This window comes from Pseudarthrobacter defluvii (assembly GCF_030323865.1).
Taxonomy (GTDB): Bacteria; Actinomycetota; Actinomycetes; order Actinomycetales; family Micrococcaceae; genus Arthrobacter; species Arthrobacter sedimenti.
Window position 1 is genome coordinate 519,330 of sequence record NZ_CP066362.1, and the last position, 26,158, is coordinate 545,487.

26 protein-coding genes, 1 tRNA gene, 1 other RNA gene and 1 pseudogene are annotated in these 26,158 nt (G+C 66.2%); 13 read left to right on the forward strand and 16 right to left on the reverse strand.

All coding sequences use genetic code 11. From position 1 onward, the window contains the following. Nucleotides 1–15: 15 nt before the first annotated feature. Nucleotides 16–831 carry an ABC transporter ATP-binding protein gene (locus JCQ34_RS02555; RefSeq protein ID WP_286401523.1) on the reverse strand — a complete coding sequence of 272 codons (816 nt, stop codon included), beginning with the start codon at nt 829–831 and terminating at the stop codon, nt 16–18. 320 nt (nt 832–1,151) lie between these two features. Between JCQ34_RS02555 and JCQ34_RS02560 the strand changes: the two genes are divergently transcribed. Then, nucleotides 1,152–1,577: a CoA-binding protein gene (locus tag JCQ34_RS02560; RefSeq protein WP_286401525.1), complete on the forward strand. Its 426-nt coding sequence runs from the start codon at nt 1,152–1,154 to the stop codon at nt 1,575–1,577. Here the strand turns inward: JCQ34_RS02560 and JCQ34_RS02565 are convergent. Next, nucleotides 1,574–2,602 (reverse strand): isopenicillin N synthase family dioxygenase, encoded by a 1,029-nt coding sequence (locus tag JCQ34_RS02565; protein ID WP_286401526.1) that lies wholly within the window; start codon nt 2,600–2,602, stop codon nt 1,574–1,576. The genes JCQ34_RS02560 and JCQ34_RS02565 overlap by 4 nt on opposite strands. Nucleotides 2,603–2,647: 45 nt before the next feature. Here JCQ34_RS02565 and JCQ34_RS02570 point away from each other — a divergent pair, with 45 nt between their 5' ends. The 5 genes from JCQ34_RS02570 (at nt 2,648) to JCQ34_RS02590 (ending at nt 5,212) form a co-directional block, all read left to right on the forward strand. Beyond that, nucleotides 2,648–3,061, forward strand: a complete 414-nt coding sequence (locus JCQ34_RS02570) for an MmcQ/YjbR family DNA-binding protein (protein WP_286401528.1) — start codon at nt 2,648–2,650, stop codon at nt 3,059–3,061. Beyond that, a complete protein-coding gene (locus JCQ34_RS02575) occupies nt 3,054–3,608 on the forward strand; it encodes a DUF1990 family protein (protein WP_286401530.1) in 555 nt (184 codons plus the stop codon). Before JCQ34_RS02570 ends, JCQ34_RS02575 begins: the two co-directional genes overlap by 8 nt. Further along, a complete protein-coding gene (locus JCQ34_RS02580; protein WP_286401532.1) occupies nt 3,605–3,922 on the forward strand; it encodes a putative quinol monooxygenase in 318 nt (105 codons plus the stop codon). Before JCQ34_RS02575 ends, JCQ34_RS02580 begins: the two co-directional genes overlap by 4 nt. Before the next feature lie 76 nt (nt 3,923–3,998). Continuing rightward, nucleotides 3,999–4,292, forward strand: coding sequence for a DUF503 domain-containing protein (locus tag JCQ34_RS02585; protein WP_286401533.1), 294 nt, complete (start codon nt 3,999–4,001; stop codon nt 4,290–4,292). A gap of 248 nt (nt 4,293–4,540) precedes the next feature. After that, entirely contained in the window at nt 4,541–5,212 is a 672-nt protein-coding gene (locus tag JCQ34_RS02590) for a hypothetical protein (RefSeq protein WP_286401534.1), read from the forward strand. 265 nt (nt 5,213–5,477) lie between these two features. Here JCQ34_RS02590 and purL read toward each other — a convergent pair whose 3' ends face one another. The 3 genes from purL to purS are packed head-to-tail and all read right to left on the reverse strand — an operon-like array spanning nt 5,478 to nt 8,810. Further along, the gene (gene purL / locus JCQ34_RS02595) at nt 5,478–7,787 is read right to left on the reverse strand and encodes a phosphoribosylformylglycinamidine synthase subunit PurL (protein ID WP_286401537.1); all 2,310 of its coding nucleotides are present in this window, start codon (nt 7,785–7,787) and stop codon (nt 5,478–5,480) included. Continuing rightward, complete coding sequence (gene purQ, locus JCQ34_RS02600) at nt 7,784–8,557, reverse strand: phosphoribosylformylglycinamidine synthase subunit PurQ (RefSeq protein ID WP_286401540.1); 774 nt, start codon at nt 8,555–8,557, stop codon at nt 7,784–7,786. The genes purL and purQ overlap by 4 nt, the downstream gene beginning before the upstream one ends. A gap of 1 nt (nt 8,558) precedes the next feature. Beyond that, complete coding sequence (purS, locus tag JCQ34_RS02605) at nt 8,559–8,810, reverse strand: phosphoribosylformylglycinamidine synthase subunit PurS (RefSeq protein WP_015935902.1); 252 nt, start codon at nt 8,808–8,810, stop codon at nt 8,559–8,561. Between the two features lie 269 nt (nt 8,811–9,079). Between purS and JCQ34_RS02610 the strand changes: the two genes are divergently transcribed. Beyond that, nucleotides 9,080–9,265, forward strand: coding sequence for a hypothetical protein (locus JCQ34_RS02610; RefSeq protein WP_286401543.1), 186 nt, complete (start codon nt 9,080–9,082; stop codon nt 9,263–9,265). A 273-nt stretch (nt 9,266–9,538) separates the two neighbouring features. Further along, nucleotides 9,539–12,652 carry a S8 family serine peptidase gene (locus JCQ34_RS02615; protein ID WP_434738943.1) on the forward strand — a complete coding sequence of 1,038 codons (3,114 nt, stop codon included), beginning with the start codon at nt 9,539–9,541 and terminating at the stop codon, nt 12,650–12,652. 90 nt (nt 12,653–12,742) lie between these two features. Here JCQ34_RS02615 and JCQ34_RS02620 read toward each other — a convergent pair whose 3' ends face one another. From JCQ34_RS02620 to JCQ34_RS02635, 4 genes are all read right to left on the reverse strand, one after another. Beyond that, nucleotides 12,743–13,075 (reverse strand): serine protease inhibitor, encoded by a 333-nt coding sequence (locus tag JCQ34_RS02620; RefSeq protein ID WP_286401549.1) that lies wholly within the window; start codon nt 13,073–13,075, stop codon nt 12,743–12,745. Next, nucleotides 13,072–14,004 carry a 3-methyladenine DNA glycosylase gene (locus JCQ34_RS02625; RefSeq protein WP_434738926.1) on the reverse strand — a complete coding sequence of 311 codons (933 nt, stop codon included), beginning with the start codon at nt 14,002–14,004 and terminating at the stop codon, nt 13,072–13,074. Before JCQ34_RS02625 ends, JCQ34_RS02620 begins: the two co-directional genes overlap by 4 nt. Further along, the gene (locus tag JCQ34_RS02630; protein ID WP_286401554.1) at nt 13,982–14,551 is read right to left on the reverse strand and encodes an SSI family serine proteinase inhibitor; all 570 of its coding nucleotides are present in this window, start codon (nt 14,549–14,551) and stop codon (nt 13,982–13,984) included. The genes JCQ34_RS02625 and JCQ34_RS02630 overlap by 23 nt, the downstream gene beginning before the upstream one ends. A gap of 75 nt (nt 14,552–14,626) precedes the next feature. After that, nucleotides 14,627–15,112 (reverse strand): MarR family winged helix-turn-helix transcriptional regulator, encoded by a 486-nt coding sequence (locus JCQ34_RS02635; protein WP_286401557.1) that lies wholly within the window; start codon nt 15,110–15,112, stop codon nt 14,627–14,629. Nucleotides 15,113–15,189: 77 nt separating this feature from the next. On the opposite strand from JCQ34_RS02635, the gene JCQ34_RS02640 reads away from it, so the two are divergent. Next, the gene (locus tag JCQ34_RS02640) at nt 15,190–15,432 is read left to right on the forward strand and encodes a hypothetical protein (protein ID WP_286401559.1); all 243 of its coding nucleotides are present in this window, start codon (nt 15,190–15,192) and stop codon (nt 15,430–15,432) included. A gap of 117 nt (nt 15,433–15,549) precedes the next feature. Beyond that, nucleotides 15,550–15,765 (forward strand): hypothetical protein, encoded by a 216-nt coding sequence (locus tag JCQ34_RS02645; protein ID WP_286404260.1) that lies wholly within the window; start codon nt 15,550–15,552, stop codon nt 15,763–15,765. 110 nt (nt 15,766–15,875) lie between these two features. Here JCQ34_RS02645 and JCQ34_RS02650 read toward each other — a convergent pair whose 3' ends face one another. From JCQ34_RS02650 to JCQ34_RS02670, 5 genes are all read right to left on the reverse strand, one after another. Further along, the gene (locus JCQ34_RS02650; protein ID WP_142131273.1) at nt 15,876–17,234 is read right to left on the reverse strand and encodes an aspartate kinase; all 1,359 of its coding nucleotides are present in this window, start codon (nt 17,232–17,234) and stop codon (nt 15,876–15,878) included. 208 nt (nt 17,235–17,442) lie between these two features. Next, nucleotides 17,443–18,042 carry a recombination mediator RecR gene (gene recR / locus JCQ34_RS02655; RefSeq protein WP_142131272.1) on the reverse strand — a complete coding sequence of 200 codons (600 nt, stop codon included), beginning with the start codon at nt 18,040–18,042 and terminating at the stop codon, nt 17,443–17,445. Between the two features lie 76 nt (nt 18,043–18,118). Beyond that, a complete protein-coding gene (locus JCQ34_RS02660) occupies nt 18,119–21,637 on the reverse strand; it encodes a DNA polymerase III subunit gamma and tau (RefSeq protein ID WP_286401567.1) in 3,519 nt (1,172 codons plus the stop codon). A 21-nt stretch (nt 21,638–21,658) separates the two neighbouring features. Further along, nucleotides 21,659–21,755: signal recognition particle sRNA small type (gene ffs, locus JCQ34_RS02665), an RNA gene on the reverse strand. Nucleotides 21,756–21,800: 45 nt separating this feature from the next. Next, a complete protein-coding gene (locus JCQ34_RS02670) occupies nt 21,801–22,124 on the reverse strand; it encodes a hypothetical protein (RefSeq protein WP_286401570.1) in 324 nt (107 codons plus the stop codon). 330 nt (nt 22,125–22,454) lie between these two features. Here JCQ34_RS02670 and JCQ34_RS02675 point away from each other — a divergent pair. After that, nucleotides 22,455–22,539 (forward strand) — tRNA-Ser (locus JCQ34_RS02675). Nucleotides 22,540–22,652: 113 nt separating this feature from the next. Here the strand turns inward: JCQ34_RS02675 and JCQ34_RS02680 are convergent. Continuing rightward, a complete protein-coding gene (locus tag JCQ34_RS02680) occupies nt 22,653–23,588 on the reverse strand; it encodes an oxygenase MpaB family protein (RefSeq protein ID WP_286401572.1) in 936 nt (311 codons plus the stop codon). Between the two features lie 605 nt (nt 23,589–24,193). On the opposite strand from JCQ34_RS02680, the pseudogene JCQ34_RS02685 reads away from it, so the two are divergent. Beyond that, a pseudogene (locus tag JCQ34_RS02685) lies at nt 24,194–24,547 on the forward strand (M23 family metallopeptidase); the annotation flags it as partial. Between the two features lie 347 nt (nt 24,548–24,894). On the opposite strand, the gene JCQ34_RS02690 reads toward JCQ34_RS02685, so the two are convergent. Next, a complete protein-coding gene (locus JCQ34_RS02690) occupies nt 24,895–25,431 on the reverse strand; it encodes a hypothetical protein (RefSeq protein WP_286404733.1) in 537 nt (178 codons plus the stop codon). A 136-nt stretch (nt 25,432–25,567) separates the two neighbouring features. Here JCQ34_RS02690 and JCQ34_RS02695 point away from each other — a divergent pair, with 136 nt between their 5' ends. Then, nucleotides 25,568–26,044, forward strand: a complete 477-nt coding sequence (locus JCQ34_RS02695; protein WP_286404263.1) for a glutathione peroxidase — start codon at nt 25,568–25,570, stop codon at nt 26,042–26,044. Nucleotides 26,045–26,158 lie beyond the last annotated feature (114 nt).

The window sequence follows — 26,158 nt, forward strand, 5'->3', positions numbered from 1 at the left end:
CGGGGTCAGGGGCGCCTAGTGCCCGTCGACGCCCAGCGTTTCCAGGAGCGAGCTGCGCATGAGCGCGAGTTCGGCTGAGGCGCGATCGCGCGGCCGGCTGCCGGGTACCTGGACTGTCCTGACGATGGTTGCACCCTGCCCGGTGGCGTCGGGGCCGAGGACGATGATGCGGTCGGCGAGCTGTAGGGCCTCGTCTACGTCGTGGGTGACCAGCAGGACGGTGGTGGGCTCTGCCCGGTGGATGTCCAGGAGCAGGTCCTGCATCTTGATGCGGGTGAGGGCGTCCAGCGCGCCGAACGGCTCATCGAGCAGCAGGACGCCGGGGTTCCGGGCAAGGGCACGGGCCAGCGATGCGCGCTGCGCCATGCCGCCGGACACCTCGCGCGGGCGGTGCTTGGCGAATTTCTCGAGCCCCACCAGTTCCAGCAGGCGGGCGACCTTTGCTTTGCCCTCTTTCGCGCTGCATCCGGTGGGCAGGCCGATGGCTACGTTCGCCTGCAGGGTGTGCCAGGGCAGTAGCCGGGGTTCCTGGAAGGCGAAGGCGCAGCGGGGATCGATGCCGTGCACCGGGGTGTCCTCGATAACCACGGAACCGGCGCTAGGGAAGTCCAGGCCCGCCGTGGCGCGCAGGAGTGTGGACTTTCCGCAGCCGGAAGGTCCCAGGATGGCCAGCACCTCTCCCGCTGCCACATCGAACGTCACATCGCGGAGGACGGTATGGGCTGCGGTGCCGGCTCCGAACGTGCGGCGCAGGTTCCTAAAGGATACGGGGAGGGCAGGCGCGTGGCCGGGGTTCGCCCCGGCAGAAAGGGGCGACAAAACTGCAGTCATAGGATCACTCCATCGGTCCTGGCAGTAGCACCCTACGGAGGCAGCCTTCGCCGGAGTGGTCGGTTCCGGTACCCACGGCTGCAATCCTTGCTATCGCCGGGGCCGTTGGGGAGCGTCCGGCGACCAGGGTTGCTGCGGCGTCATCGATCCAGGTCTCTCGGCCGCTCGGGATGGTCAAGCACCACTACACAGCAATGAATCGCCGAGAGCAAACTCTCGCGTTTCCGCGCGTAATATTCGTTCATAGCGGCATGAGCGAAGAGCGATCATTCTTTTATTCGATCGCTCCTGCTGCTCAAGGCAAAGCGTAGGCTAATCCCATGGGCCACACGAACGATCCTGCAGTCATCGAACGCCTCATGCGAACCAAGGGGCGTTGGGCCATCGTGGGTTTGACCACCAACGAATGGCGTGCCGCCTATGATGTCTCGCTGTTCATCCGCGACCGGCTGGGCATGGAGATCATCCCCGTCAACTTGCCCGGCGACGCTGTCCACGGCGAAACCGGGTACCGCACCCTCGGTGACATTCCGGCGGAAAAGCGGCCCATCGACGTCGTGGATTGCTTTGTGAACTCGCAGAAGGTGGGCAGCGTGGTGGACCAGGCCATCGCAGTGGGGGCCAAAGCTGTTTGGCTGCAGCTGGGGGTTATCGACGAGGCAGCGGCGGAGCGCGCCAAGGCTGCAGGACTGGACGTGGTGATGAACGCCTGCCCGGCCCAGCTCGCGTGGAAGTACAACCTTTAGCGCTTCAGTAACTCTGGATAGTGCCGTTCGGTGACGTCCGGGTGCGCACGCATCCGGCCTTTGAGCATGTTCATGCCGAAGGAAGCCAGGAGCGGGTTGGCGGGGTCATCGGTGATTCCCCGGGCAGCCGCCTTCAGGTCAGGAGCCAGCGGCACCGGTTCAATGACCGCGTCCAGCCGTGGCGACCAAAAGAACGGCACCGAGTAGCGGTCCACGCCGGGCGGAGGCGCCTGCACACGGTGGATGGTCGCCGCGAGGTACCCCTCGGTGGCAACTTCCAGCATCTCGCCGAGGTTTACCACCAACGCTCCGGGCAGCGGTTCCACCGGCAGCCACTCGGTGGTCCCGGGCGGCAGTACTTCAAGGCCGCCCACCTCATCCTGCAGCAGGAGCGTCACGAAGCCGTAATCGGCGTGGGATCCAACGCCCTGGTCGCCGGCTTCTTCCACCACACCGCCTACGTAGTGCACCAGCTTGCCCATCCACGCAGGCGAATCCCGAAAAGGCTCGTCGAAATAGTCCTCGGGCAGATGCAGGGAGACAGCGATGGCCCGCAGCAGTTCCATCCCCACCCCGGACATCAGGTCCGCCCACTCCATCGCGGCAGTCTTCAGCTCCGGGAAGGTTTCATCCGGCCAGAGGTTGGGGCCCTGCAGCAGCCAGTAGGGCTGGTCGGCCGGATAATCCCTGACAGGCTCGCGCTCCGGTGAGTAGTCAATCTGCTCGCGGGCGTCCGCCCTGCCCTGGGTCACCTCCGTGCCCATCCGGGTGTAGCCGCGGAAATGCGGGGAAAGGCGGTTGTCCAGCTTCATCCGCTCCTCAAGCGGCAGGTCGAAGAAGCGCCGGACAGTGCCCAGGAGCTCTTCGGCCTGGCCCGGCCGGCCGCCATATCCCGTGACTTGGAAGAAGCCAACATCGTGGGTGGCGTGCCGCAGCTGCTCAATAAACTCAGGGCGAAAAGACCCGTAAGGCAGCCGTGCGGAACCTAAATCCAGAACAGGTATTGCTCCCTGGTCGCGTGACATCCCTGCACACTAGCACCGTGCAGGCCCGCTTTATAGGCTTCCTATATGGACCCAAGTGCGCTGCGGGAGATCTGCCTGTCTTTCCCGGGAACCTATGAGGATTTCCCCTTCGGGCCCGAAACCTCGGTGTTCAAGGTCCGCGCCCACATTGCCGGCGGGACCCGCCACGAGGCCAAGCTGTTTGCCCTGTCCTCCATGGACCAGGCCGACTTCTACGTGAACCTGAAGTGCGAACCGGCCCTGGCCGTGCAGCTGCGCGCAGTGCACCCGGCCATCACCGGCGCATGGCACATGAACAAAACCCACTGGAATGGCATCCGACTTGACGGCTCGCTGCCGGACGGGATGGTCCGGGACATGGTGGAGGACTCCTATGACCTTGTGGTGGCAGGCTTGAGCCGGAAGCAACAGGAGCAACTGGGGTGGGCAGGCCTCGAGAGGACAGGCGGCAATGACTGAAGAGGGACAGGTTCCGGGCAAGCTCGGATACCCCGGTGTGGGGAGCACGGAGCAGGGCAGCGCTCCGCAAGGCTACGACCGAGTCCTGGAGGAGGCCCGCCTGGGCACTGGACTGGACGTTTACAGGCGGGTGGCGGACGGCATCCTGGGCTGGGAACTGCAGCGGTGGGCAGGGCTCCGGGTCCGGGCCGATTCGCCGCGGGCCGTCCCCGGGGCACACGTGGTGAGCGGATTCGGCGTCGGGCCCTTCCGCCTGCCCGCACCCTGCCAAGTGGTGTGGGTCCACGAGCCGGCCCCCGACGGTGTTCCCCAATCCGCCGGCTTCGGATACGGCACACTGCCTGGCCACCCCGCCCGCGGGGAGGAATCATTCGAGGTGGAGATCAACAGCCAGGGGGAGGTGTGGCTGAGGATCCGTGCCTTCAGCAAGCCCTCCAACTGGTTCTATGCGGCCGGCGGCCCGGTCACCCGGGCGACGCAGCGCTACGTTACTTCCCGGTACATTGAAGGAGCACGCAGTCTCGCCGCGGAAGGAAAAACCAAGTGATCTTTATCGTCGTCAAGTTCAAGGTCAAGCCCGAGTGGTCGGAGCGCTGGCCGGACCTCGTGGCTGATTTCACCGAAGCCACCCGCAAGGAACCGGGCAACCTGTGGTTCGACTGGTCCCGCAGCCTGGACGACCCCAACGAATACGTCCTGGTGGAGGCCTTCAAGGACGACGCGGCCGGCGACCACGTGAACAGCGACCACTTCAAGAAGGCCATGGCTGACATGCCCCAGGCCCTCGTCGAGACGCCCAAAATCATCAGCCGCCAGCTCGACGGCGAAGGCTGGGACCTGATGGGCGAACTCACCATCTAAACCCCGTCGATTGCTCCGTACTTGTCGTTTTGACCCGCCAAAACGACGAGTACGCAGCAGTCGATAGCATGAAGCCATGTGGATCGGCTGGATCGAGTTCGACATCCTCCTTGGCGACGTACACAGCCTGAAGGAGAAACGCTCCGTGGTCCGGCCCCTCCTGGCCGAGCTCAAGCGCCGCTTCGAGGTCTCAGTCTCCGAGACGGGGGACCACAGCCAGTACCGGCGCACGCAGCTCGGCGTTGGCCTGGTGGCAGCCGACCGGGCGCACCTCGTGGAGGTGCTGGCCGCCGTCGAACGCTTCGTGGCAGGCCGCCCGGAGATCGAACTGCTCAGCGCCCGCCAACGGGAACTCCACAGCGAAGATTAACCCATCGACTGCTGAGTATTTGTCGTTTTCACGCGCCAAAACGACAAGTACTCAGCAATCGATGGAGGGTGTGGATAACTTCTGCGCACTAATCCTGATTCTGGTGTCATGGACCGATGAAGACCCCACGCTCATTACCGGAGGAACTCCGCGGCCGCCCCTTTACCGTTGCTGACGCAGCTTCTGCGGGCCTATCACCGCGGCGTTGGCGGCATGGGTCGCTGGAGCGCTTCGGCCGGGGCATCAGGATGGAGGGCACGACGGCGGCGCTTTCGTTAGGCGCGCGGGTCCGGCCTTTCGTTGAGGTCAACGAGCTCTGCGCCGCCTCGCATGTTACGGCTGCGGAGCTTCACGCGCTGCCGCAGCGGCGCCAGGACGGGACCTTTGACGTTTTCCACCTGATCCGGCCCGAAGGCGCAGCCCACCTGGACAGGCCCCACGTCATCGTCCACCGCATGAAGCTGTACGGGGACGAAGTCACGGCAATTGACGGGGTTCCGGTCACGACCCCGGCGCGTACCTGGCTCGACATGGCGGAATTGCTGTCCCTCGATGAAATCGTGGCCATAGGGGATGCCTGCGTTCGCATGCCCAGGCCGGAGTTTGAGGACCGGGACATGCCGCTGTGCAGCGTATGGGATCTGCAGCGGATGGTTGACGGACACCGGGGAAAACGCGGGCTCCGGAAGGCGAAGGACGCCCTGGAATTGATCCGGGTCGGCTCGGATTCGGCCCAGGAAACCATGCTGCGGCTCGCGATTGTGCGCGCGGGGCTGCCCGAACCCGAGCTGAATGTCCCAATTATCACTGAGGACGGCATCAGGCATCACAAGCCGGACCTGTCTTACCGCAAATACCGGATCGGCATCGAGTACGAGGGCGAACACCACGGCGAGGAAAGCCAGATCGCAGGGATATAGCGCGCTCTGAACGGTACGCCGCCTTGGGGTGGACGGAGGTCAGGATCTCCAAGCGCCACATGGTCAACGACGCGAAACCGGCCGCGGCCAGAGTTCTCGTTGCCCTGGCCCAGGCCGGTTGGCGGAGGGGTTCTTAAAAACGATTGTCCCCACCGGCTCCCAGCCTTCGCAAGCTCAGGCCGGGCCCCTCGCCGGCGGGGGCCCACCGTACTTGTCGTTCTGACGGTTCAAAACGACAAGTACGGAGCACTCGATGGGGGTGGGACTAGCCGAAGTACTTCGGCAGGGTCCCCTCGTGGGCTTCGCGGAGGGCGTCGAGGGAAAGGGCGTCCACGCCGTTGATCTCCAGCTTGCCGCTGTCCGCGTCCACAACGCCGATGCGGGTGTGCGCGAAGCCGCGGGCGGTGCACATGTCGGTGAAGCGGACTTCCTCGGAGCGCGGGACGCCCACAATGGCACGGCCCTGGGACTCGGAGAAGAGCGCCGTGAACAGGTCCACGCCGTCCCGGTCCATGACGTCCTGCAGCGCAATCCGCGCACCCACGCCGTAGCGCAGCGAGGACTCCACCAGGGCCGCCGCGAGGCCACCCTCAGAGAGGTCGTGCGCGGCGTCGATCATGCCATCGCGCGAGGCGTTGATCAGGATTTCACCCAGGGCGCGTTCGGCCTCAAGGTCAACCTTCGGCGGCTGCCCGCCCAGGTGGCCGCGCATGTTGGCCCACTCGGACCCGTCCAGCTCGGCACCCGTAGTGCCCAGCAGGTAAATGGCCTGGCCGTCTTCACGCCAGCCCGACGGCGTGCGGCGGGCGACGTCGTCGAGCTTGCCCAGCACCGCCACCACGGGGGAGGGGTGGATGGGTGTGGTGCCCGTCTGGTTGTAGAGCGAGACGTTGCCGCCGGTGACCGGAATGCCCAGCACCATGCAGGCATCGGACAAGCCACGGATTGCCTCGGCCAGCTGCCACATGACGTCCGGATCCTCGGGGGAACCGAAGTTCAGGCAGTCGCTGACGGCCATGGGGATGGCGCCCGCGGTGGCAACGTTGCGGTAAGCCTCGGCCAGCGCCAGCTGGGCGCCGTGGTACGGGTCCAGGTAGGTGTAGCGGCCGTTGGCATCGGTGGCCAGGGCGACGCCCAGGCCGGATTCCTCGTCAACGCGGACCACGCCGGCGTCGTCGGGGAACGCCATGGAGGTGTTGCCACCCACGTACCGGTCGTACTGGTTGGTGATCCAGGACTTGGAGCACATGTTCGGGGACGCCACGAGCTCAGTGACAGCGGCGGCCAGTTCCGTGGGAGCGGCCGGGCGGCCGGCATCCTGGACGGACCCGGTGAAGGCGTCGGCCTGGACCGAATCCTGCCACTCGGGACGGGCGAACGGGCGGTCGTAGACCGGGCCGTCGTGCGCCACGGTGCGCGGATCGACGTCGACAATCACGTCGCCTTCCCACGTGATGATGAGGCGGCCGGTGTCGGTGACCTCGCCCAGCCAGGAGTACTCCACAGCCCACTTGTCCATGACGGCTTCGAACGCTTCCACGTTCTCCGGCGTGACCACGGCCATCATGCGTTCCTGCGACTCGGACATCAGGATCTCGCCCGGGGTCAGCGTGGGGTCGCGCAGCAGGACGGAGGTCAGCTCAACCTGCATGCCGCCGTCGCCGTTGGACGCGAGCTCGGAGGTAGCGCAGGAGATGCCCGCGGCGCCGAGGTCCTGGATGCCTTCCACCAGGGAGCCCTTGAAGAGCTCCAGGCAGCACTCGATGAGCACCTTCTCGGCGAAGGGATCGCCCACCTGGACGGCGGGACGCTTGGAGGGCTTGGTGTCGTCAAAGGACTCGGAGGCCAGGACGGAGGCTCCGCCGATGCCGTCGCCGCCGGTGCGTGCACCGAACAGGACCACCTTGTTGCCCTTGCCCGAGGCGTTGGCCAGGCGGATGTCCTCGTGCCGCATGACGCCCACGGCGAGGGCGTTGACCAGCGGGTTGCCCTGGTAGACGGAGTCGAACACCATCTCGCCGCCGATGTTGGGCAGGCCAAGCGAGTTGCCGTAGCCGCCGATGCCGGCCACTGCGCCGTGCATGACGCGCGCGGTGTCGGGGTGGTCGATGGCGCCGAAGCGCAGCGGGTCCATGACCGCCACGGGGCGGGCGCCCATGGAGATGATGTCGCGGACAATGCCGCCGATGCCGGTCGCAGCGCCCTGGTAGGGCTCAACGAACGACGGCGAGTTGTGCGATTCGATCTTGAAGGTCACGGCCCAGCCGTCCCCCAGGTTGGTCACGCCGGCGTTTTCGCCGATGCCCACCAGCATGTCCTTCTTCATTTCCTCGGTGACCTTCTGGCCGAACTGGCGCAGGTGGTTCTTCGAGGACTTGTAGGAGCAGTGTTCGCTCCACATGACGGAGTACATGGCCAGCTCGGCGCCGGTGGGGCGCCGGCCCAGGACCTTGACGATCTCGTCGAACTCGTTCTGCTTCAGGCCCAGCTCTGCCCAGGGCAGCTCGGTGTCCGGGGTCTTGGCAGCGTTCTCGACGGTGTCGATGTTGAACTTCTTGGTGGTTTCGGTGGTCACTTGTCGCCTCCCACAATCTTGTTCAGTACGGAGGTGAAGAAGCCCAGTCCGTCGGTGTCGGACCCGCCGATGCCATCGAGGGACTCGGGACCGAAGCCCGGCTCCACGGCGTGCTCGGGGTGCGGCATGAGGCCCACCACGTTGCCGGCGGCGTTGGAGATGCCGGCGATGTCCCGGCGTGAACCGTTCGGGTTGAAGCCTACGTAGCGGAAGACGACGCGGCCCTCGGCCTCAAGGGCGTCCAGGGTTTTCTCGTCAGCGATGTACTGGCCGTCCTGGTTCTTCAGCGGGATGGTGATTTCCTGGCCCGCTTCGTAGTCCAGCGTCCACGCGGTGTTGCTGTTCTCGACGCGCAGCACCTGGTCGCGGCAGAGGAATTTCAGGTGGTCGTTCTTAATCATCGAACCGGGGAGCAGGTGCGACTCGGTAAGGATCTGGAAACCGTTGCAGATGCCGAGGACGGGCAGCTTGGCATCGGAGTTCGCGGCGTCGATGATCTTGGACATCAGCGGGGCGAAGCGGGCAATGGCACCGGCGCGCAGGTAGTCACCGTAGGAGAAACCGCCGGGGATGACTACGGCGTCCACGTCGCCAAGTTCGGTGTCGCCATGCCAGAGTTCGACGGCGGTGGCGCCGGCAAGGCGGACGGCGCGGGCAGCGTCCCGGTCGTCCAGGGTGCCGGGGAAGGTGACGACGCCGATGCGGGCGCCGGCGAGGCGCGGTTCCGCCGCGACAGCGACAGCTTCGCCGATCAGGGGAAGTTCAGTCATCTCAGGCCTCGACGACCTCGACGTTGACGACGTCCTCGATCACGGGGTTGGAGAGGAGGGTTTCCGCGGCGTCACGTGCCTGGGCCAGGATTTCCTCCGTCACCTCGCCGTCGACCGTCAGTTCGAAGCGCTTGCCCTGGCGGACAGAGCTGAAGCTGGTGAAGCCCAGCCGGGGGAGAGCGCCAACGATTGCCTTCCCCTGCGGGTCCAGAATCTCGGGCTTGGGCATGACGTCAACAACGATCCGGGGCATCCGGTAACTCCTGTGCGTGAGCTTGGGTAAGGGCGCAGCGGAGTGGTGCCGTCTCACGCCGTACCGGGATGTTGGGGGACAAGTGGTCACCTGCGTTGGTTCACCATGAGGTCGGGCGCTCCGCGAGCTTGCCTTCCCATTCTACCGGCCCGGACACGTCCCTCTGTATTCGGCGGGTTCGGGGCCGGAACGCCGCGTGGAACGGCCCGCTCCGGCTCCGCTGGCAGGATGGTCTGGAGTTGCCCGAAGGCCTTCACTAGGATTGCTGGATGGCTGAGAATTCAAAGTCCGTGCTGTTGCCGATGGTTGCCGCAGCGGTGTTCGCCGGCCTGGGCAGGATGGTCTTCCAGAAGATCAAGGCAGACCGGCTGGCCCGCGAAACGCGGATAGCCGGCCCGGTGGATGAAAAGACCAGGCAGTGGATCAGCGACGTGGTGCGGACCCCGCGCCAGTAACGCGGCCTCCCACCTGCCACTCGTCCGGGCGTCCTTCGGGGCGCCCTTTTTCATGCCCGGAACTGTCCGGGCATGCCCATATGACAAGCAAAAAAATCTCAAATGTGCTCTATGTCATATCCCGCTCTCAGTCTGTACTCTGTGATCAGTCTGGTCTCAGCAAATTACAAAACCTGTAATTTCCTCTGCAGTGCCAGTCGTTCGGGGGCGCCCACCAAGTCTGGGCGGCACATCGTGAAAGGGTTGCACGTGAAATCAACTGGAAAGAGCCCCTTGCGGGCTGGGGGACTCCGGAAGGCGGCCGCGCTGGCCGTCGGGTTGCCCCTTATCCTCAGCTCGCTGGCAGTAGGTCCCGCTTCGGCGGCCCCTGACGGCAAGGGCGTGGGGAATGCTTCCTCCAGCGCCAAGGACAGTCAGTTCAAGGACGGCCGGTACATCGTAGTGCTGGCCGGGCCCGCTGCCGCGGCCTATGAAGGGGGAGCTCCCGGGCTTGGTGCAACCAAGCCCCAGCAGGGCAGGAAGCTCGACGCCGGCAGCCCCAACTACAAGGCCTACGACGCCCACCTGCGCAAGCAGCAGCGTGATGTCGCGGCTGCCCAGGGAGTCACACCGGCCAAGCAGTACACCGCGGCCCTGAACGGGTTCAGCGCAGAGCTGACCGCGGCCCAGGCTTCGGCGTTGTCCAAGGACACCCGCGTCCTGGTGGTGGCGCCCGACGTTGAAAACAAGCCGGACTACACCACCACCGACTTCCTCAAGCTCACCGGTCCCGACGGTTCCTGGGCCAAGCAGTTCGGCGGAGAAGCCAACGCCGGCAAGGGTGTGGTGGTGGGCGTCATCGACTCCGGCTACGCACCGGACAACCCCTTCCTCCAGGGCGAAGCGCTGAAGCCGCTGCAGGGGAGCCCGCAGGTGGGCGTTCCCTACCGCACGGCTGACGGCAAGATCGCCATGCTGAAGTCAGACGGCACCACCTTTGAGGGCGAATGCCAAAAGGGCGAGGGAACCGGGGCAGGGTTTGACGGCTCGCTCTGCAACTCGAAGGTCATCGGTGCCCGCTACTTCGCCGACTCCTTCCTCCAGTACGTGGCGCCGGGAAACCGGGCACCGGAAGAGCAGATCTCCCCGGTGGACGTCGGCAGCCACGGCACCCACACCGCCACCACGGCAGCCGGTAACGCCAATATTGAGCAGGTGATTGACGGGGCCAGCTTCGGCAAGAGCTCGGGCGTGGCCCCGGCCGCCAAGGTCTCCGTCTACAAGGTCTGCTGGGAGGACACCAACCCGGACACCGGCGGCTGCTACTCCTCGGCCTCCGTTGAGGCTGTGGACGCAGCCATCAAGGACGGCGTCGACGTCCTGAACTACTCCATTTCAGGCAACAACAACAGCACTACCGATCCGGTCGCGCTGGCCTTCCTGAACGCCGCAGCCGCAGGAATCTTCGTCTCGGCCTCCGCAGGAAACTCCGGTCCTACGGCTTCCACCGTGAACCACGCATCGCCGTGGCTGACCACTGTGGCCGCCTCCACCTTCCCCAGCGACCTGCAGGGCACCGTCAAGGTATCCGACGGATCGCTGTACCGTGGCGCCTCCATCATGAAGTCCGAAGTGGCGGACAAGCCTGTTGTGGTCGCCGCCGCAGCCGCTGCCGCCGGCGCCGCAAATCCCAACCTGTGCGGTCCGGGAACCCTCGACGCCACCAAGGTGGCCGGCAAGGTCGTGGTCTGCGACCGCGGAGTGGTGGACCGGACCGCCAAGAGCAAGGAGGTCATGGACAAGGGCGGCGTGGGCATGATTTTGGTGAACCTCACCAGCAGCTCCGAGGACGCCGACAACCACGTCATCCCCACGGTCCACGTCAACGCGCCAAAGAGCCTGGAACTCAAATCCAAACTGGAAGCCAACCCTGCGCTGACCGTCAGCCTGGTCAAGGGTGACCTGACTGGCCTTCCCCCGGCTCCGGCACCCCAGATCGCGGGCTTCTCGTCACGCGGACCCACCTTCGCCTCCGGCGGTGACCTGCTGAAGCCGGACATCTCTGCCCCGGGTGTCAACGTCCTGGCTGGCGTCTCCACCATCGGCAACCACGGCGACCAGTTCGGGTTCATGTCCGGCACGTCCATGGCCGCGCCGCACATCGCCGGTTTCGGCGCCCTGGTGCTGGGCAAGCAGCCCAAGTGGACCCCCGCCATGGTGAAGTCCGCCATGATGACCACGGCCTACCCGCTGGTCAACGCCGATGGCTCGCCCAACACCGACCCCTTCCAGGGCGGTGCGGGACACATCGATTCCACCCGGGTCCTCGATCCCGGCCTGGTGTACGACTCCGGTATCCAGGACTGGCTCGGCTTCCTCAACGGCCAGGGTGTGGACACCGGCGCTCCGCAGGCAGGCTCCATCGCTGCCCGCGACCTCAACCTGCCTTCCATTGCCCTGGGCAGCCTTGTGGGCGAGGTCCAGGTGAAGCGCAAGCTGACCGCTCTGGTGCCGGGCATGTACCGCCCCGAGGTGAACATGCCGGGCTTCAACGTCAATGTGGAACCCAAGGCCCTGAACTTCGCCAAGGCGGGCCAGACCCGCGAAGTGACCGTGACCATCCGCAACGTCAGTGCACCCGTGGGCAAGTTCAGCACCGGAAGCCTCACCTGGAAGGGCCCGCGGACGGTGACCTCACCGATCGCCATCCGCCCGGTCGACGCGCAGATCGCCCCGTCGTTCTCGTTCAGCTCTGCCACCGGCACCGGCACCGGCAGCGGAACCATGGAACTGGTGTCCGGCTCGGACAGCCCCATCGCCGTCGGCGTCGAGGGCCTTGCACCACTGAGCCAGACCGCGATCACCAAGACGCCGGGCGAGTACGCGCCTACAAATGACGCACACAACGCCCTGGTCCAGGTGAAAGTGCCTGCCGGCGCCTCGTTTGCCCGGCTGGGCATCCAGGCGCAGTCGAACGACGTCGACTGGGACATGGTGGTCTACGCACCGAACGGTTCGGGCGGGCTGGCGGCCACCCAGGTGGCCACGGCATCTGCCAGTGAGTTCCTGGACATCGAGTCTCCGCGGGCCGGAACCTACTATGTGGTGGCCAATTTGTACGCCACGCCGGACAATGGTCCCGCCACTGCCTCCGTGCAGGCGGTGACCTTCGCCGGTGATGCGGGCAACCTTACGGTGAACCCGAACCCCATTGTGGCACCGAACGGAACCGCAACCTCGGCGACGCTGAACTGGACCGGGCTTGCTGAAGGCTCCTACCTCTCACGGCTGAGCCTTGGCAGCAACGGCATCAAGACCTGGGTGAACGTCCAGGTGGGAGCGGGCACCGCTCCTGCCCCGGCCGGCGCTCCCCAGCTTGACCTGGCCCAGGCGGTACCCGCCACCTGACCGGGTAGACATGGGGGGAGGTCCCGGGTGGTCGTCAGGCCGCCCGGGACCTTTTCTGTTCCCGCGGCTTCTTCCCTTGCCCGGGAGTGGCTAGGTGGCCGTGCCGCCCAGCAAAGGGGCCATGGCTTTCCACCGTGCGATTTCACACCCGTCTGTGCGGGTGAAGGTCGAATGCACGGTGCGCCCATGGAACGTCCCGGTGACCACGGCAACCTGCGGCCCGCCGTACTGCTGGGTGCACAGCTTTGGGGGTCCGGGCTTGGGGAAGAAGATGTCCTCGCCGAAGCGCTCTACCGCTGCCAGGGCCGCCCCCGGGTCAGGCAAGGTGGTCCCGGCATGGGGTTGGCCGTCGCCAGCCAGCAGGCGGAATACGTGTTCGGGAGCTCCGGGGTCCTCCCGAATACTGATGGTCAGGTCGATCACCGTGATATCCCTTCTGCCATGGCCCCAAGCTCCGCCGCGAGCCTGTTCCGCAGGACCCCCGCTTCCGCTGCAAACGCCCGCTGGTACTCGACGTAGGCGGCTTTGCCCTGGGGCGTCTCGATGGCGATGGCAGGGTAGCCCCAGTCGGCCAGATCGTAGGGCGATGCCTGCATGTCCATGGCCCTGATTCGCCATGACAGTTCAAAGCAGTCCATGACCAGTTCGCTGGACAGTGCAGGCAGGAGTTTGTAGGCCCACTTGTACAGGTCCATGTTGGCGTGGAGGCAGCCGGGCTGCTCCAGATGCCGCTGCGTTTCCCGGCTGGGGGAGTGTTCATTGAGCGGTATGGCGTCCGGAGTGTAGAAGCGGAACGCATCGAAGTGGGTGCAGCGGATCCTGTTGTCCTCCACCACCTTGTCCGTGCCGGCGGCTCCCAGCCGGAGCTGCAGGTACTCATGGCGGAGGTCGAACTTGTCCTGCCGGTAGACCATGGCCCACTCGTGCAGGCCGAAGCAGCCGAACTGGGCGGGCCTGGCGGCAGTGCCGCGGAGGATAATGCCGGCAAAGGCCACCGCTTCCTTGCGGTCGTCGAGGAAGGCGCTCCGGTCGAAGGTGACCGCGGTGCTGCCCGCAGCCAGCCCCAGGGAGGCGAGCTCGCCGTCGTCGAGCCTCCGGTAGTGCTTCCACCCAACCCGCGCGGCGGCTTGGTCACCGGTGAGGACCGCGCCGGCCCCTGGGTGCCAGCGCTTTAGCTGGCCGGGTTTCTGCGTGTAGTAGGTGAAGAGGAAATCCTCTACGGGGTGTTTTTGTCCGGCCGACCGGCGGGCCAGGTAGGGATCGGCATAGCGGCTGACACGCTGCACATGGGCTTTCTCCCTGTCCTGCGCACCGTCAGCCGCCAGGAGCCTAAGAGGCTCCACCGGCCGCACCCAAAACGTCCTTGGCGGCGTCCCACGCGCTGATTTCACATCCATTGGTCCGGGCGAAGGATGAATCGACGGCGACACCGTCCACTACCCCCGTGATGGTCGCCTTTTGGGGGCCGCCGTACTGCTGGGTGCAGGCCTGGGCGCTTGTCGGCTTCGACGGAGCCAGGATGTCCGGGTTTGCCTTAATTGCCGCGCAGGCCGCAGCGGCATTCGGATGGCTGCTTTCCGCGGCCGGTGTTCCCGAGGTGCAGACCAGGGTGTAGTCGACCTCAGGTGCGCCCTGGGACGGCACCACCGTGATGGCCAGTTCGGCGTTTCCCTGTCCCGGGCCGGCGCTTGGCCGCGATGATGCGGGAGCGGGGGCCGGTACCGAGGTTTCCGTGTCAGCGGAGGGGGTGGCAGAGTCCGCGGGAGAGCTGGAGGAGCTGCCTGGGTTGGTGGAAGGTGCTGTGGACGCGGACGTGCCGCCGTCGGGTGTACCACTGCAACCGGAGACCAGCCCGGCGGTCACGGCCAGGAAGACCGCGAGGGTCCGAAATTTGCGCATCAGGCCACCTCTCGTTCGTCCCGTAATTCTAGTCGCTTGGCGTACGGCGGCAGGTTTCCGTTTGGCCGCAATCACTCACTGGGAGGTGGCGGCAATCAGTCCCATCATCGAGGCATGCAGTTCAGCGACCTGTTCGCGGGTCAGCCCCAGCCGCTCCATCATGGTCCCCGGCACCCGTAATGCCTGCTGCCGCAGTGCGGCCCCTTTGGGTGTCAGTTCGACGGCGAGTGCGCGCTCGTTTCCGTCGGCCCGCTTTCGTGTGATCAGGTCCGCTGCCTCCAGTCGGCGGAGGAGCGGGGAAATGGTGGCCGGTTCCTGCGCGAGCGCCTCACTGATGTTCCGGACTGTCCGCGGGCTGTTTTCCCAGAGGCAGAGCATCACCAGGTACTGCGGATGGGTGAGGTTGAGCTTCTCCAATACAGGCTTGTAGGCCCCCACCACGCTGCGGGCAGCCACCGTGAGGGCAAAGCAGAGTTGGTGTTCCAGCAGCAGGTCTTCCTCCTGCGCATCTGCCCCTGCCGCGTCCTTTGCTGTCGCTTCCTTCGCCGTTGTGACGGTCATGGCCCCTCCAACTGTTAGTGCACTAATCATTAGTGTACATTTGATGTAGGTAAAGGGTGAGTGGAAGGAACTTCTTCATGGGCAGGGACAAGTCCGCGGACAAGGGCAACGCCTCCCAGCGCTTCATGCGCGCCACAGGAAAGCTGAGGGCCATCTTCGGTCCCGCCAGCCGCACTGCCCTGGGGCACGACATGACCGAAGAGAACCGCCGGCTGCTTGCCCAGCGCCAGGCCGAGACCCAGCAATGGGAAACGATCACCAGGCCGGACGGCAGCACCTACGTCGTCCCAAGGAACCCCGAAGACCGGTCCCTGCGCTGACGATTCCGCCCTTCACGCGCCGGCGCCTTTTTCACGGCCCGGGCATAAAATAAGGGCACTGGCTCCCGCCGGAGCCGGCTGCACTTTCGCCCGAGGCTCGGGAAGGGGGTGGAAACAGTGGCACATGTCCTCAGCGGCTTCATGAGCCTGACTGAGAGGCTCCGCTTCGTCTTCGGTCCTGCCACCCGACTGGATGCCGATGCGCCGGTGGTGCACAAGCATGATGAATTCGAGCAGGCCTCCGAAGAGGAACTCACGCATTTCGTGGTGGAAACCGACTCAACCGGACACCACTACGCCGTGCGCCGCGAAGACCTGGAACGCGAAACCTGATTCTCTCCGGCGCTTCCTGAAACAACAAAGCATCATGGCACCAAAAAAGCCGGGCTGCCCTTCCTCCTGGGAATCCAGGGAAGGCAGCCAGGCTTTTTGCCGGCGCGGCGTTAGCGGCCGGTGCCGCCGTAAACCGTGGCTTCGCTTTCGGTATCGAGCCCGAACGCCTTGTGGATGACGCGCACAGCTTCGTCGAGCAGGTCCGCGTGGGTCACCACGGAGATCCGGATTTCGGACGTGGAGATCATGTTGATGTTGATGCCGGCGTCGGACAGCGCCTTGAAGAACGTGGCGGAGACGCCCGGGTGGGACCGCATGCCGGCGCCGATCAGGGACAGCTTGCCGATCTTCTCGTTGTATTCGATGGCCTCGAAGCCGATTTGGTCCTGCGCAGCGTGAAGGGCGGCCAGGGCGTCGGCACCTTCAATAATGGGCAGGGTGAAGGAGATGTCGGTCTTGCCCGTGCCGTGGGTGGAGACGTTCTGCACGATCATGTCGATGTTCGAGTGCGCGGCGGCGATGACCTGGAAGATCGCGGCAGCCTTGCCGGGGATGTCGGGGACGCCGACCACGGTGACCTTCGCTTCGGAACGGTCATGCGCAACGCCGGAGATGATTGGCTGCTCCAAGGCAACTCCCTCTTGAGTGGTGATCTTGTCGTCGGCGCTGGGGATTACCCAGGTGCCTTCATGCTGGCTGAATGAGGAACGGACATGCAGCGGCACACCGAACCGGCGGGCGTACTCGACGCAGCGCAGGTGGAGGATCTTGGCGCCCGAGGCAGCGAGTTCCAGCATCTCTTCGCTGGAGATGGTGTCGATCTTCTGTGCTGACGGGACAACACGGGGGTCGGCGGTGAAGATGCCGTCCACGTCCGTGTAGATCTCGCACACATCAGCTTCAAGTGCTGCGGCCAGCGCCACGGCGGTGGTGTCCGAGCCGCCGCGGCCCAGGGTGGTGATCTCGTGGGTGGTGCGGCTCATGCCCTGGAAGCCGGCCACGATGGCGATGTTGCCCTTGTCCAGGGCGGTTCGGATCCGGTGCGGGTCGACGTCGATAATCCGCGCCTTGCCGTGGATCCCGTCGGTGATCATGCCGGCCTGGGATCCGGTGAAGGACTGGGCTGAGGCGCCAAGCTTGTTGATGGCCATGGCAAGCAGCGCCATGGAGATGCGTTCGCCGGCCGAAAGGAGCATGTCCATTTCGCGGGCGGGCGCGGAGTCGGTGACCTCGGCGGCAAGGTCGAGGAGCTCGTCGGTGGTGTCGCCCATTGCCGAAACAACCACCACCACCTCGTTGCCGGCCTGCTGGGCAGCCACCACCCGCGCGGCCACGCGCTTAATCCCTGCCGCGTCCGCAACGGACGAGCCGCCGAATTTCTGCACAATGAGCTGCTTGGTCACCGCGCCGGCGGCGGGCGCTGCCTGCGGCTCTGTTGCGTTGTGCACTTCGGTGGTGGGCGTACTCATGCGCGTACCTTCATTGGGTCAATTGGAGTTCCGGGAGGCCAGACGGCCTGGCGCCGCGCGGGCGCAGCATTCCTTGGGACAGTTTATCGCCGTGCCCGGAGGGACGTTTAATTGTGACCACATACCGGCCACGGCACGGCGCCGGCAGGAAAGATGGCGGCAGGGCCAAGTGGGGATGATGTACGACGGCGGACGGCGGCCGGGTGCGTCAGCCCAGGGCGTTCCGGCGGCCTTCGAAGGCCCGGCCCAAAGTAACCTCGTCGGCGTATTCCAGGTCCCCGCCCACGGGAAGGCCGGAGGCAAGGCGGGTGACGGCGATGCCGATCGTCTTCAGCATGCGGGCCAGGTACGTGGCTGTCGCCTCACCTTCCAGGTTGGGGTCCGTGGCAATAATGACTTCCTGGATCTGGCCGTCGTTCAAACGGGTGAGCAGTTCGCGGATCCGCAGCTGGTCCGGTCCCACACCGGCGATGGGATTAATGGCACCGCCCAGCACGTGGTACCGGCCGCGGAACGACCGGGTGCGCTCCACCGCGAGCACGTCCTTGGATTCCTCCACTACGCAGATGACAGCGGGATCACGGCGCGGGTCGCGGCAGATGTTGCACAGCTCCTGCTCGGTGACGTTGCCGCACACGGTGCAGAACTTGACCCGCTCCTTGACGGTGGTGATGGCCTCCACCAGCCGCTTCATGTCCTGGGGATCGGCTTCCAGGATGTGGAACGCCAACCGCTGTGCGGACTTGGGTCCAACCCCCGGAAGGCGTCCGAGCTCATCAATCAGCTCCTGGACAGCACCTTCGTACACGTTTCCCTCTTCAAATTGGTTTGGATGCGGGTGGATCGGTCATGGCCTGGGGCTGCCGGGGCAGCCTTGCCCACCGTCAATAGCGTGGGGTGACCGGGCTGCCGTCCAGTGACCGCTCCTCGATCAGCTTGCCACCCAGGATTCGCTCCACGGCCGCCCGGCCGAACACGCCCGATTCCTCGATGGTTTCATCATCGGCGCTTGGGATGTCCTGGACATAGGCGCTGGGGGCGGCAGCCGCCCTGGCAGGCGCCTTGGCCCGGCCTGCTTCAGCTTCCGGACTGCTTGAAAGCCGCTGGTACAGGCTTTGCCGCGTTTCGGTTCTCCCGGCCACCGGAGCAGCTGCAGGCGGCTGCGCGCGGGCCGGGGCAGCGGGTGCCATCGTGGCCGGTGCAACAGCGGCCGGCGCACCCGTCGCGGGCGCGGCGGAGGCCATGGCGTATTCGGGTACCGGGGCGGGCTGCGGTGACGATGCCTGGTAGCTTTCCGTGGCGGACGCCGCATGACCGTTGCCGGAACCCGGATCCCAACCGTTCCCTGGCACGCCGGCAGCAGGCACCGGAGCCACAGGAATAGAGGACGGTACCTGGGCTGTTGCCGGCGCATAGTGCGGAACGTTGCCCTGCGCTCCGATGTTGTCGCTGCCGGAGGCGGCTACCGGTTTGGCACCCACGTTGCTCTTGTCTCCCACAACCCAGACCCCTGGGGCCTGCTCAACCGCCCGTGTCCATGGATCGTGGGGTGCGTCTGCAGACTGGGCGGAGGACGGGCCAGGTTGCGGAGCGGCGGCACTGTCCGTGCGCGGGGCAACAGCCGAACTTCCGTGGGAACGTGTGCCAGCCTCCGTTTGGCCGCCGGCAGGTTGGCGCCCGCCGGCTGCGGAGGAGGATGAGGCGCCGCGGCTGGCGGGACCCGCGGAGGGCTCCCAGTCCATGGGAGGTTCCTCATCCAGCGGGGGAGCGTCCTCGTCCCGGGGCGGGCCCCAGTCGTCATCCGAGTAGGAATAGTCACCGCCGGTTGACGGGTACGGGGACTGGCCGGCATCAGGGCCGGAGGCGCTAGGAGGGGTTCCCGGGCTCCCGGCCGCCGTCCGGACGGGTTCCGGGTCCTGCCGGACGCGGCTGTTCACACCCTGTGCCGGACGTGTTTCAGCGACGGTGGCCGCAGCAGGCGTACCTGCCGGTGCGGCAGCCGGGCCGCCGGCAACGGCAGTGCTCCCGGAACTTCTGCTGCGGGCGGAGTTACCAACGTCGGAACCCTCAGGACTTCCACCCGACTGGGCTGCCGGGGCGGCCAGAGTTTCAGGGGCGGTCCCGGGCGTGGTCGAATTGGCCGCCTGCTGGAGCGGTGAGACAGGGCCCTGCGCCGGTGCGGCTGTTTGGACGGGTGAGGCCGGGCCTTGTGCCGGTGCGGCTGGTTGTGCCGGCGCAGGAGCCAGACCCCAGGCAACGTCAGCTGAAGTGGCCGGAACCACCGGGCTGACGGGCGCTTTTGGGTTTGGCTCAGAGCTCGCCTGGCTGGCGCCACCGGCAACGGCGTTGATCTGGCAGTCAATGCCCACGGTCCTGTGGATGGCCTGGCGCAGGTTGTCAGAGTGGTCCGCCCGGCCGAAGGCGCCTGCAAGTCCGGACGTAGTGAAGGACAGGGTGAGGACACTGCCGTCAAACGCACTTACCTGCGCGTTGGGCTCAACAAGCGCCCAGGTGCTGCGCTTGATCTTGGACAGAGCCTGCAGGACGTCCGGCCATGCCCTGCGGAGGACCTCCACATCACCCATGCCTGCAGCACTGGCGGGTGCTGGCCTTCCCGGTGCCCCCTGCTGCGGCGCGGGCGCCTGGTTGCCCGGTGCGTGATTGCCAGGGGCTGGCGCGCCGGCTGGTGGTTGGTGGGCAGGTGCCTGCGGGCTTGAAGATTCGTGGTCCGGCGCGGCGCCGGGATGCACCGCAGCGCTCGCCTGCGGCGCTGCTTGGCTGGGGTCCGCAGTTCCGGAGCCATGCTGTGTTCGGGGCCGCGCCGGCTCCTCGACAGGCCAGTCGCTGGTGCTGACCCTTGGCGGTGTGAGCGGGCTGCGGGATGCCTCGGCGGCAGGAGAGTCCTGGCTGCCGGACCCGGGTGCAGCGGACGCAGCGGGAGCGGATGCCTCTTGAGCCGGCTGAGGGGCAGGGCGCGCCTGCTCCGGCATACGGCTCACTTCGGGGCCCGCCTGCTCCGGGGCAGGGCGTGGTCCGGCAGACGATGCGCCGGAGGCCGGGCCACGAGCTCCGGCAGGGGCTGTGGCCTGGCCTGCCGGGGCTGCTGGCGCTGCCGTTGGTGCTGCAGCCGCTGCTGTCCGGGCTGAGGGGACGGTTGCCGGGTCTGCCGGTGCTGGGGCGGCGGGAGCTCCGACGTCGTTCCCGGCGTAGTTCAGCCGCCGCTCCACGCGGTCGATCCGTGCAGCCATGCCGCGCTCGTTCTGCTCGGAGCTGGGCAGCAGGATCCGGGCGCACAGCAGTTCCAGGTGCAGCCGCGGGGACGTGGCACCGGTCATCTCGGTCAGCGCAGTATTGGTGACATCCGCGGCACGCGAAAGTTCCGCAGCCCCCAGGTTATGGGCCTGGTTCTGCAGCCGCGCGATCTGGTCGGCCGGCATCCCCCGCAGGATGGCGTGGGCGCTTTCGGGCATGGCCTGGACGATGATCAGGTCGCGGAAGCGTTCCAGCAGGTCCTCCACGAACCGGCGCGGATCGTGGCCGGTCTGGATGACCCGGTCCACGGCGCGGAAGACGGTGGCGGAATCGGAAGCGGCGATGGCCTCCACGACGTCGTCCAGCAGTGAGGCGTGGGTGTAGCCCAGCAGCGCGACGGCGAGTTCATAGTCGAGGCCGTTGGGACCGGCACCGGCCATGAGCTGGTCCAGGACGGAGAGCGAGTCGCGGACGGAACCGCCGCCGGCCCGGATAACCAGTGACAGCACGCCCGGGGCAACCGGGACGTTTTCCTGGCGGCACAGGAGCTCGAGGTAGGCCATCAGAGGTTCCGGCGGCACCAGCCGGAACGGGTAGTGGTGGGTCCGGGACCGGATGGTTCCGATGACTTTGTCCGGCTCCGTGGTGGCGAAGATGAACTTGATGTGTTCCGGCGGCTCTTCCACGATCTTCAGCAGGGCGTTGAACCCTGCGGAGGTGACCATGTGGGCTTCGTCGATGATGAAGATTTTGTAGCGGTCCCGCACGGGGGCGAAGGTGGCCCGCTCGCGGAGGTCCCGCGCGTCGTCGACGCCGCCGTGGCTGGCGGCGTCAATCTCGATGACGTCGAGGGATCCGGAGCCGCCGCGTGCCAACTCAATACAGCTGGGGCAGCTTCCGCAAGGGGTGTCTGTGGGACCCTGGGCGCAGTTGAGGCAGCGGGCCAGGATGCGGGCGGACGTGGTCTTTCCGCAGCCCCTGGGGCCGGAAAAAAGGTAGGCGTGATTGACCCGGTTCTTCCGCAAAGCCGTCATCAGCGGCTCGGTGACGTGCTCCTGCCCGATAACGTCAGCGAACGAGTCGGGACGGTATCTGCGGTACAGGGCGGTAGTAACTGTCACAGAGAAAACCCTACCAATCCGGGCTGACATCATGCCGCCCTGTGGGGGAATAGTAAAGACCCCCCATGCACCCGCCAGAGCCCGTCTACCCTTGCTACCTTCCGGTCCTGGGGGAGTTCAACAGGATGACGCCACATGAGGGGCCGTCAGATACTTTACCCGAACATGTGGCCCGACTCGAATCGGGCTCCCGTCACCGCCAGCCTTCCACGCGCCAGGTCATGAAGGCGGGCTCCTCGTACGGGTGCGCGGCCCGCAAGGCGGCCACGACGGCGGCCAGCACCCGTTCGTCCACAACACACTCGATGCGTTCTTCGGCGACTACTTCAGGGGCGCCTGGCCGCCCAAGGAAGGGCCGGGCGCCATCCTGGGGTGTGAACCTCCCGGTCCCCGGCGTGACGAAAGAGCAGTGGGAGTAATTGCCCAGCCGGCCAGCTCCGGCGTCGCCGATGGCATCGAGAACCTTCCGGGTGTGGGACGCGGGAACGTAAACCACCAGTGCATGCAGCTCGGCCATGAACCCATCCTGCCCGATGCCGCCAGGGGCGGGGCGCTTCACGGATTCCATTGCTTATCTCCGTCCCAGCCGCGATCATGGAAACGTACACCGATTGGGGCAATCTCAAGGTTGTGAGCTGCGTGGCCTGGTTGGGCGGGCCGGACCCGGCAGCTCAACGGTGCACCAGGGAATGGGCGCATTGGGGGCGTCCATTTTCAGATTAAAGACTCCCTAAAGAAGCCTCCGCAAATGCTTGGACGGCGCCCTCAAACCTGCTCCGTGTGGGCCAATTGGGCGATGCGGAAAAGTTCAGGTAATCTAGTACCTGCTTTTGATTCAGAAGCAGATGGAGAATTCGCCTAGCGGCCTATGGCGCACGCCTGGAACGCGTGTTGGGTTAACGCCCTCGGGGGTTCAAATCCCCCATTCTCCGCCGGTCGAGAACCCGGTCCCAGCAACCCTGGGGCCGGGTTCTTGCTTTTTCGCCGTCGCCCGGCACTGTTGCCGCCGGCTTCCTTGGTGCCCGCCTTGTCGATAGATGTTTGCTCAGGCCAGGTTCGCCGAGGGCTCCCCGAGCCGCTTCAGGCGTTGCCTCGCGGCGATTTCACTCGGACCCATGCGCCGGCCGATGCCGCCCAGGGCGAGGTGTACGACGCCGAGCACCACCTTCGTGGCCAGCCTCACCGGAAGGGGAAAGGGGCCCAGCCGTGGCACAGAGAGCCCCAGCATTTCGCGGTACCGGGGTTCCAGGCTGTAGACGGCGCCGGCAAACAGGATCCGGTAGCCGGGCCTGAGCAGGGGATGCAGCGGAGCCTTGCGGATGAACTCCACGGTCTCCTTCACCCGCCCGTCTGCCCTCAGTTGGCCCTGCGCGTACCACCCTTCCAGCTGGCTCCGCATCTCCGCTTCCGTCGTCGGCGGGTTTTCCACCCCCATCAGCCGCCCCGCCTGGGCCCACTCCCGGACGTAGGCGTCGTCCCCGTCCGGAATGGGCCCACCCCAGATCTTGTGGGCTGCGAGGAAGCCGTCCGTGAAGGCGAGGTGGATCCAGCCTGCGAGCGCCGGATCGTTGGCACTGTAGGTGCGCTGGCCGCCGTCGTTGTCCTGGTAGCTGCCCTGGACGGGCTTATGCAGGTGGCGGACACGCCGTGTTGCCTCCTCCGCCGCCGCCGTGGATCCATACGTGACCGTGAAGATCCAGCGGATGGTGTTGGCCAGCCGGCGCAAGGGGTCCTCGCGGAAGTTGGAGTGCTCGTGAACGCCTGCCAGGGCGCCCGGATGCAGCGACTGCATGAGCAACGTTCGGATTCCTCCGACAATGGGCGTCATGGAGCCGTGGACAGCCCAGACCGCTGAACCGGGCAGGTGGTAGCCCGCGTCGTCGCCTTCCGCCAGGCGCAGCGACCACTCCGGCGGAGCGTCGGCGTTGCCTGAGAAGGTCTTCTTGACCTCGTCCTGCCATGATCGAAGGACATTGCGCATGAACCATTGTTGCCCATTCCGGCCGGGACAGCAGGGCCGCCGGCCCAAGACCACAACTGCGCACCCCCTAACGCCCGATAAAAAACCCGCATTGCCCGTACGTGGGGTTTCCACCCGTGCGGCCCTGTGGTCCCATGGGACATACCGTCGAGACAACGTGCGGCAGGCCACGTCGTGGAGTCAGTCAATTGGCTAAGAAATCCGTACCCGGCAGCAGGAAGCCGGACCAGCGTACGTTTCGCCCCGTTGCCCGCGCCGCCGCCGCTGCAGGCGTGCTGGCCGCGTCTGTTTACGCTGTCAATCTTTCCGCCGATTCAGCAGAACCGGGACAATGGGCAGGATCCTTTGCCCCCGCCGGGGTAACTCCGGGTACCGCCGCCCCGTTCGAAACTCCGGGTGCAGACGCGGGCAAAAAGACCGAACGGCAACCAGTTCCGCCTGCATCAGACCAGGTTGTGGCCGGCGCGCTTCCGCCCGCAATCCTGTCCAGTCCGCAGGTCACGCTGGCCTTCCCGCACACGTCGATCGGTGGCGCCGGGCAAGTGGGTCCGGGTGCCCTGACCCTGGGACCCGCAGGTGCGGGCAGGCCGTTGGCCGGCTTCCTGATGGCACCGCTCCAGTTCCTCGATCCGAGTTCGCCTTTCGGTCTCCGGGTCAGCCCGCTTAGCGGCACTGCGGGGGACTTCCATTTGGGACAGGATTATGCGGCGGCCTGCGGCACGCCCGTCTACGCAGCTGATTCGGGTGTTGTGCGGGCGGCCGGCTGGCATCCATGGGGCGGCGGCAACCGGATAGAGATCGACCACGGCGATGGACTCATCACCACCTACAACCACTTGGAGTCCATCGGCGTTCATACCGGCGACAGGGTGAAGGTTGGCCAGGTCATCGCACGCGTGGGCACCACCGGATGGTCCACGGGCTGCCACCTGCATTTCGAAGCCATCCTCAACGGCCGCTACACCAATCCCCTGCGGTGGAGCTTCCTCCAGCTCCGGGCTTTGGGCCAGGTTCCGGCCGACATGGTTTCGTACGCGCCGGGCCAGGGAGCCTCCGCGGGCATGATCAGCTGGACTATTCCCCTCCAGGTGGACCCGGGCGATGGGTCGCCGGCGGCCGGGCTGCTGCCGTCGCCCTTCCCGCCGCTCCTGCCACGTCTTCCAAGCCCAGTGCCGTCCGAAGCGACGGGCATCGTGCTCCCACCTCCCAGCGCGCAAACGACGACGTCGGCCCCGCCACCGCCCGAACCATCCGGAGGTGCCGCGCCGCCTTCGTCCGGCCCGGCACCCAGCGGGCCGCCGGCTGCTCAGCCAAGCCCGACGCCGTCGCCCACTTCGCCGAGCCCGACGCCTTCGCCAACTGGGCCGACGCCGTCGCCCACTTCTCCGAGCCCGTCGCCTTCCCCGACAGAGCCGGTCAGCCCGACTCCCGCGCCCACTGATCCGGCGCCCTCGCCCACTTCGCCGGGTCCGTCGCCTTCGCCGACCCAGCCGACCCCCACAGAGCCGGTCAGCCCGACTCCCGCGGCCACTGATCCGGCTCCCTCGCCCACCTCACCGGCGCCCGTCGACCCGGCTCCTGCCCCGCCGGCTCCTACACCTGCGCCAACGCCAATTGCACCTGCTCCCGCACCGGCACCAGCACCTGCTCCCGCACCTGCGCCGGCTCCAGTTGCTCCGGCTCCGGCTCCGGCTCCGGCTCCTGCTCCCGCACCCTCCCCGGTTCCCGCACCCGCCCCGGCACCGACGACGGTAGCGCCTGCTCCGGCGCCGGCGCCGGCACCGGTTCCGGTCCCGGCTCCGACGACCGTGCCGCCTGCGCCAACCCCAACGCCAACCCCCACGCCATCGCCCTCGTTGACCGGACCCGTACCCACAACGCCGCCGGCCTAGAAAAACTCCGGTCCGTACCCGTACATGGGGGCTTCGGCAACGAACTCCCCATATGAATAATTCTTCGCTGATGCGCAGCCCGCGCCCCTGTATCCGATCCCGCTGATCCTCAATGACGGGACCAGGACGAATTTTGGACAGTTCGAAGGGAAAGTAGTGCTGGTGGTCAATGTCGCCTCGAACTGCGGATTCACCCGCCAATACGCAGGCCTCGAAGCCCTCTACGGCAAGTTCCGGGACCGGGGGTTCGAAGTCCTTGGCGTTCCGTGCAACCAGTTCGCGGGTCAGGAACCCGGTACCGACGACGAAATTGCGGACTTCTGTGAACGGAATTTTGGCGTCACGTTCCCACTCACGGCCAAGACCGATGTCCGCGGCAGGAACCAGCACCTGCTCTCCGGCGAGCTCACCAAGTTCCGGACCGGCCTGCTGCCGGGGATGGTGAAGTGGAACTTCGAGAAGTTCCTGGTCAACCGCGAGGGGAATGTGGTGGCCCGGTTCGCTCCCACAGTGGAGCCGGACTCAGCAGCAGTGATCGACGCGATCGAGCAGGAGCTCGGATAAGGGCGGGTTGTCCGAACATCGTCCGCAAAAGCGCAGTTCTTTTAACTTTTTCCACATCAGCAACGGCGATTCACCCCAAGTTTGCCAAATGTCTGATTGGATAAATATTACTGA

Bases quoted from the DNA above. Each gene is read 5' to 3' on its own strand.
- JCQ34_RS02565 (WP_286401526.1), bottom strand. From the start codon at position 2,602: ATGTCACGCGACCAGGGAGCAATACCTGTTCTGGATTTAGGTTCCGCA.
- JCQ34_RS02670 (WP_286401570.1), bottom strand. From the start codon at position 22,124: ATGGCCGAGCTGCATGCACTGGTGGTTTACGTTCCCGCGTCCCACACC.
- JCQ34_RS02630 (WP_286401554.1), bottom strand. From the start codon at position 14,551: ATGCGCAAATTTCGGACCCTCGCGGTCTTCCTGGCCGTGACCGCCGGG.
- JCQ34_RS02560 (WP_286401525.1), top strand. From the start codon at position 1,152: ATGGGCCACACGAACGATCCTGCAGTCATCGAACGCCTCATGCGAACC.
- JCQ34_RS02640 (WP_286401559.1), top strand. From the start codon at position 15,190: ATGGGCAGGGACAAGTCCGCGGACAAGGGCAACGCCTCCCAGCGCTTC.
- JCQ34_RS02570 (WP_286401528.1), top strand. From the start codon at position 2,648: ATGGACCCAAGTGCGCTGCGGGAGATCTGCCTGTCTTTCCCGGGAACC.
- JCQ34_RS02650 (WP_142131273.1), bottom strand. From the start codon at position 17,234: ATGAGTACGCCCACCACCGAAGTGCACAACGCAACAGAGCCGCAGGCA.
- JCQ34_RS02575 (WP_286401530.1), top strand. From the start codon at position 3,054: ATGACTGAAGAGGGACAGGTTCCGGGCAAGCTCGGATACCCCGGTGTG.
- purQ (WP_286401540.1), bottom strand. From the start codon at position 8,557: ATGACTGAACTTCCCCTGATCGGCGAAGCTGTCGCTGTCGCGGCGGAA.
- purS (WP_015935902.1), bottom strand. From the start codon at position 8,810: ATGCCCCGGATCGTTGTTGACGTCATGCCCAAGCCCGAGATTCTGGAC.
- JCQ34_RS02585 (WP_286401533.1), top strand. From the start codon at position 3,999: ATGTGGATCGGCTGGATCGAGTTCGACATCCTCCTTGGCGACGTACAC.
- JCQ34_RS02555 (WP_286401523.1), bottom strand. From the start codon at position 831: ATGACTGCAGTTTTGTCGCCCCTTTCTGCCGGGGCGAACCCCGGCCAC.
- JCQ34_RS02590 (WP_286401534.1), top strand. From the start codon at position 4,541: ATGGAGGGCACGACGGCGGCGCTTTCGTTAGGCGCGCGGGTCCGGCCT.
- JCQ34_RS02635 (WP_286401557.1), bottom strand. From the start codon at position 15,112: ATGACCGTCACAACGGCGAAGGAAGCGACAGCAAAGGACGCGGCAGGG.
- JCQ34_RS02610 (WP_286401543.1), top strand. From the start codon at position 9,080: ATGGCTGAGAATTCAAAGTCCGTGCTGTTGCCGATGGTTGCCGCAGCG.
- JCQ34_RS02680 (WP_286401572.1), bottom strand. From the start codon at position 23,588: ATGCGCAATGTCCTTCGATCATGGCAGGACGAGGTCAAGAAGACCTTC.
- JCQ34_RS02660 (WP_286401567.1), bottom strand. From the start codon at position 21,637: ATGTCAGCCCGGATTGGTAGGGTTTTCTCTGTGACAGTTACTACCGCC.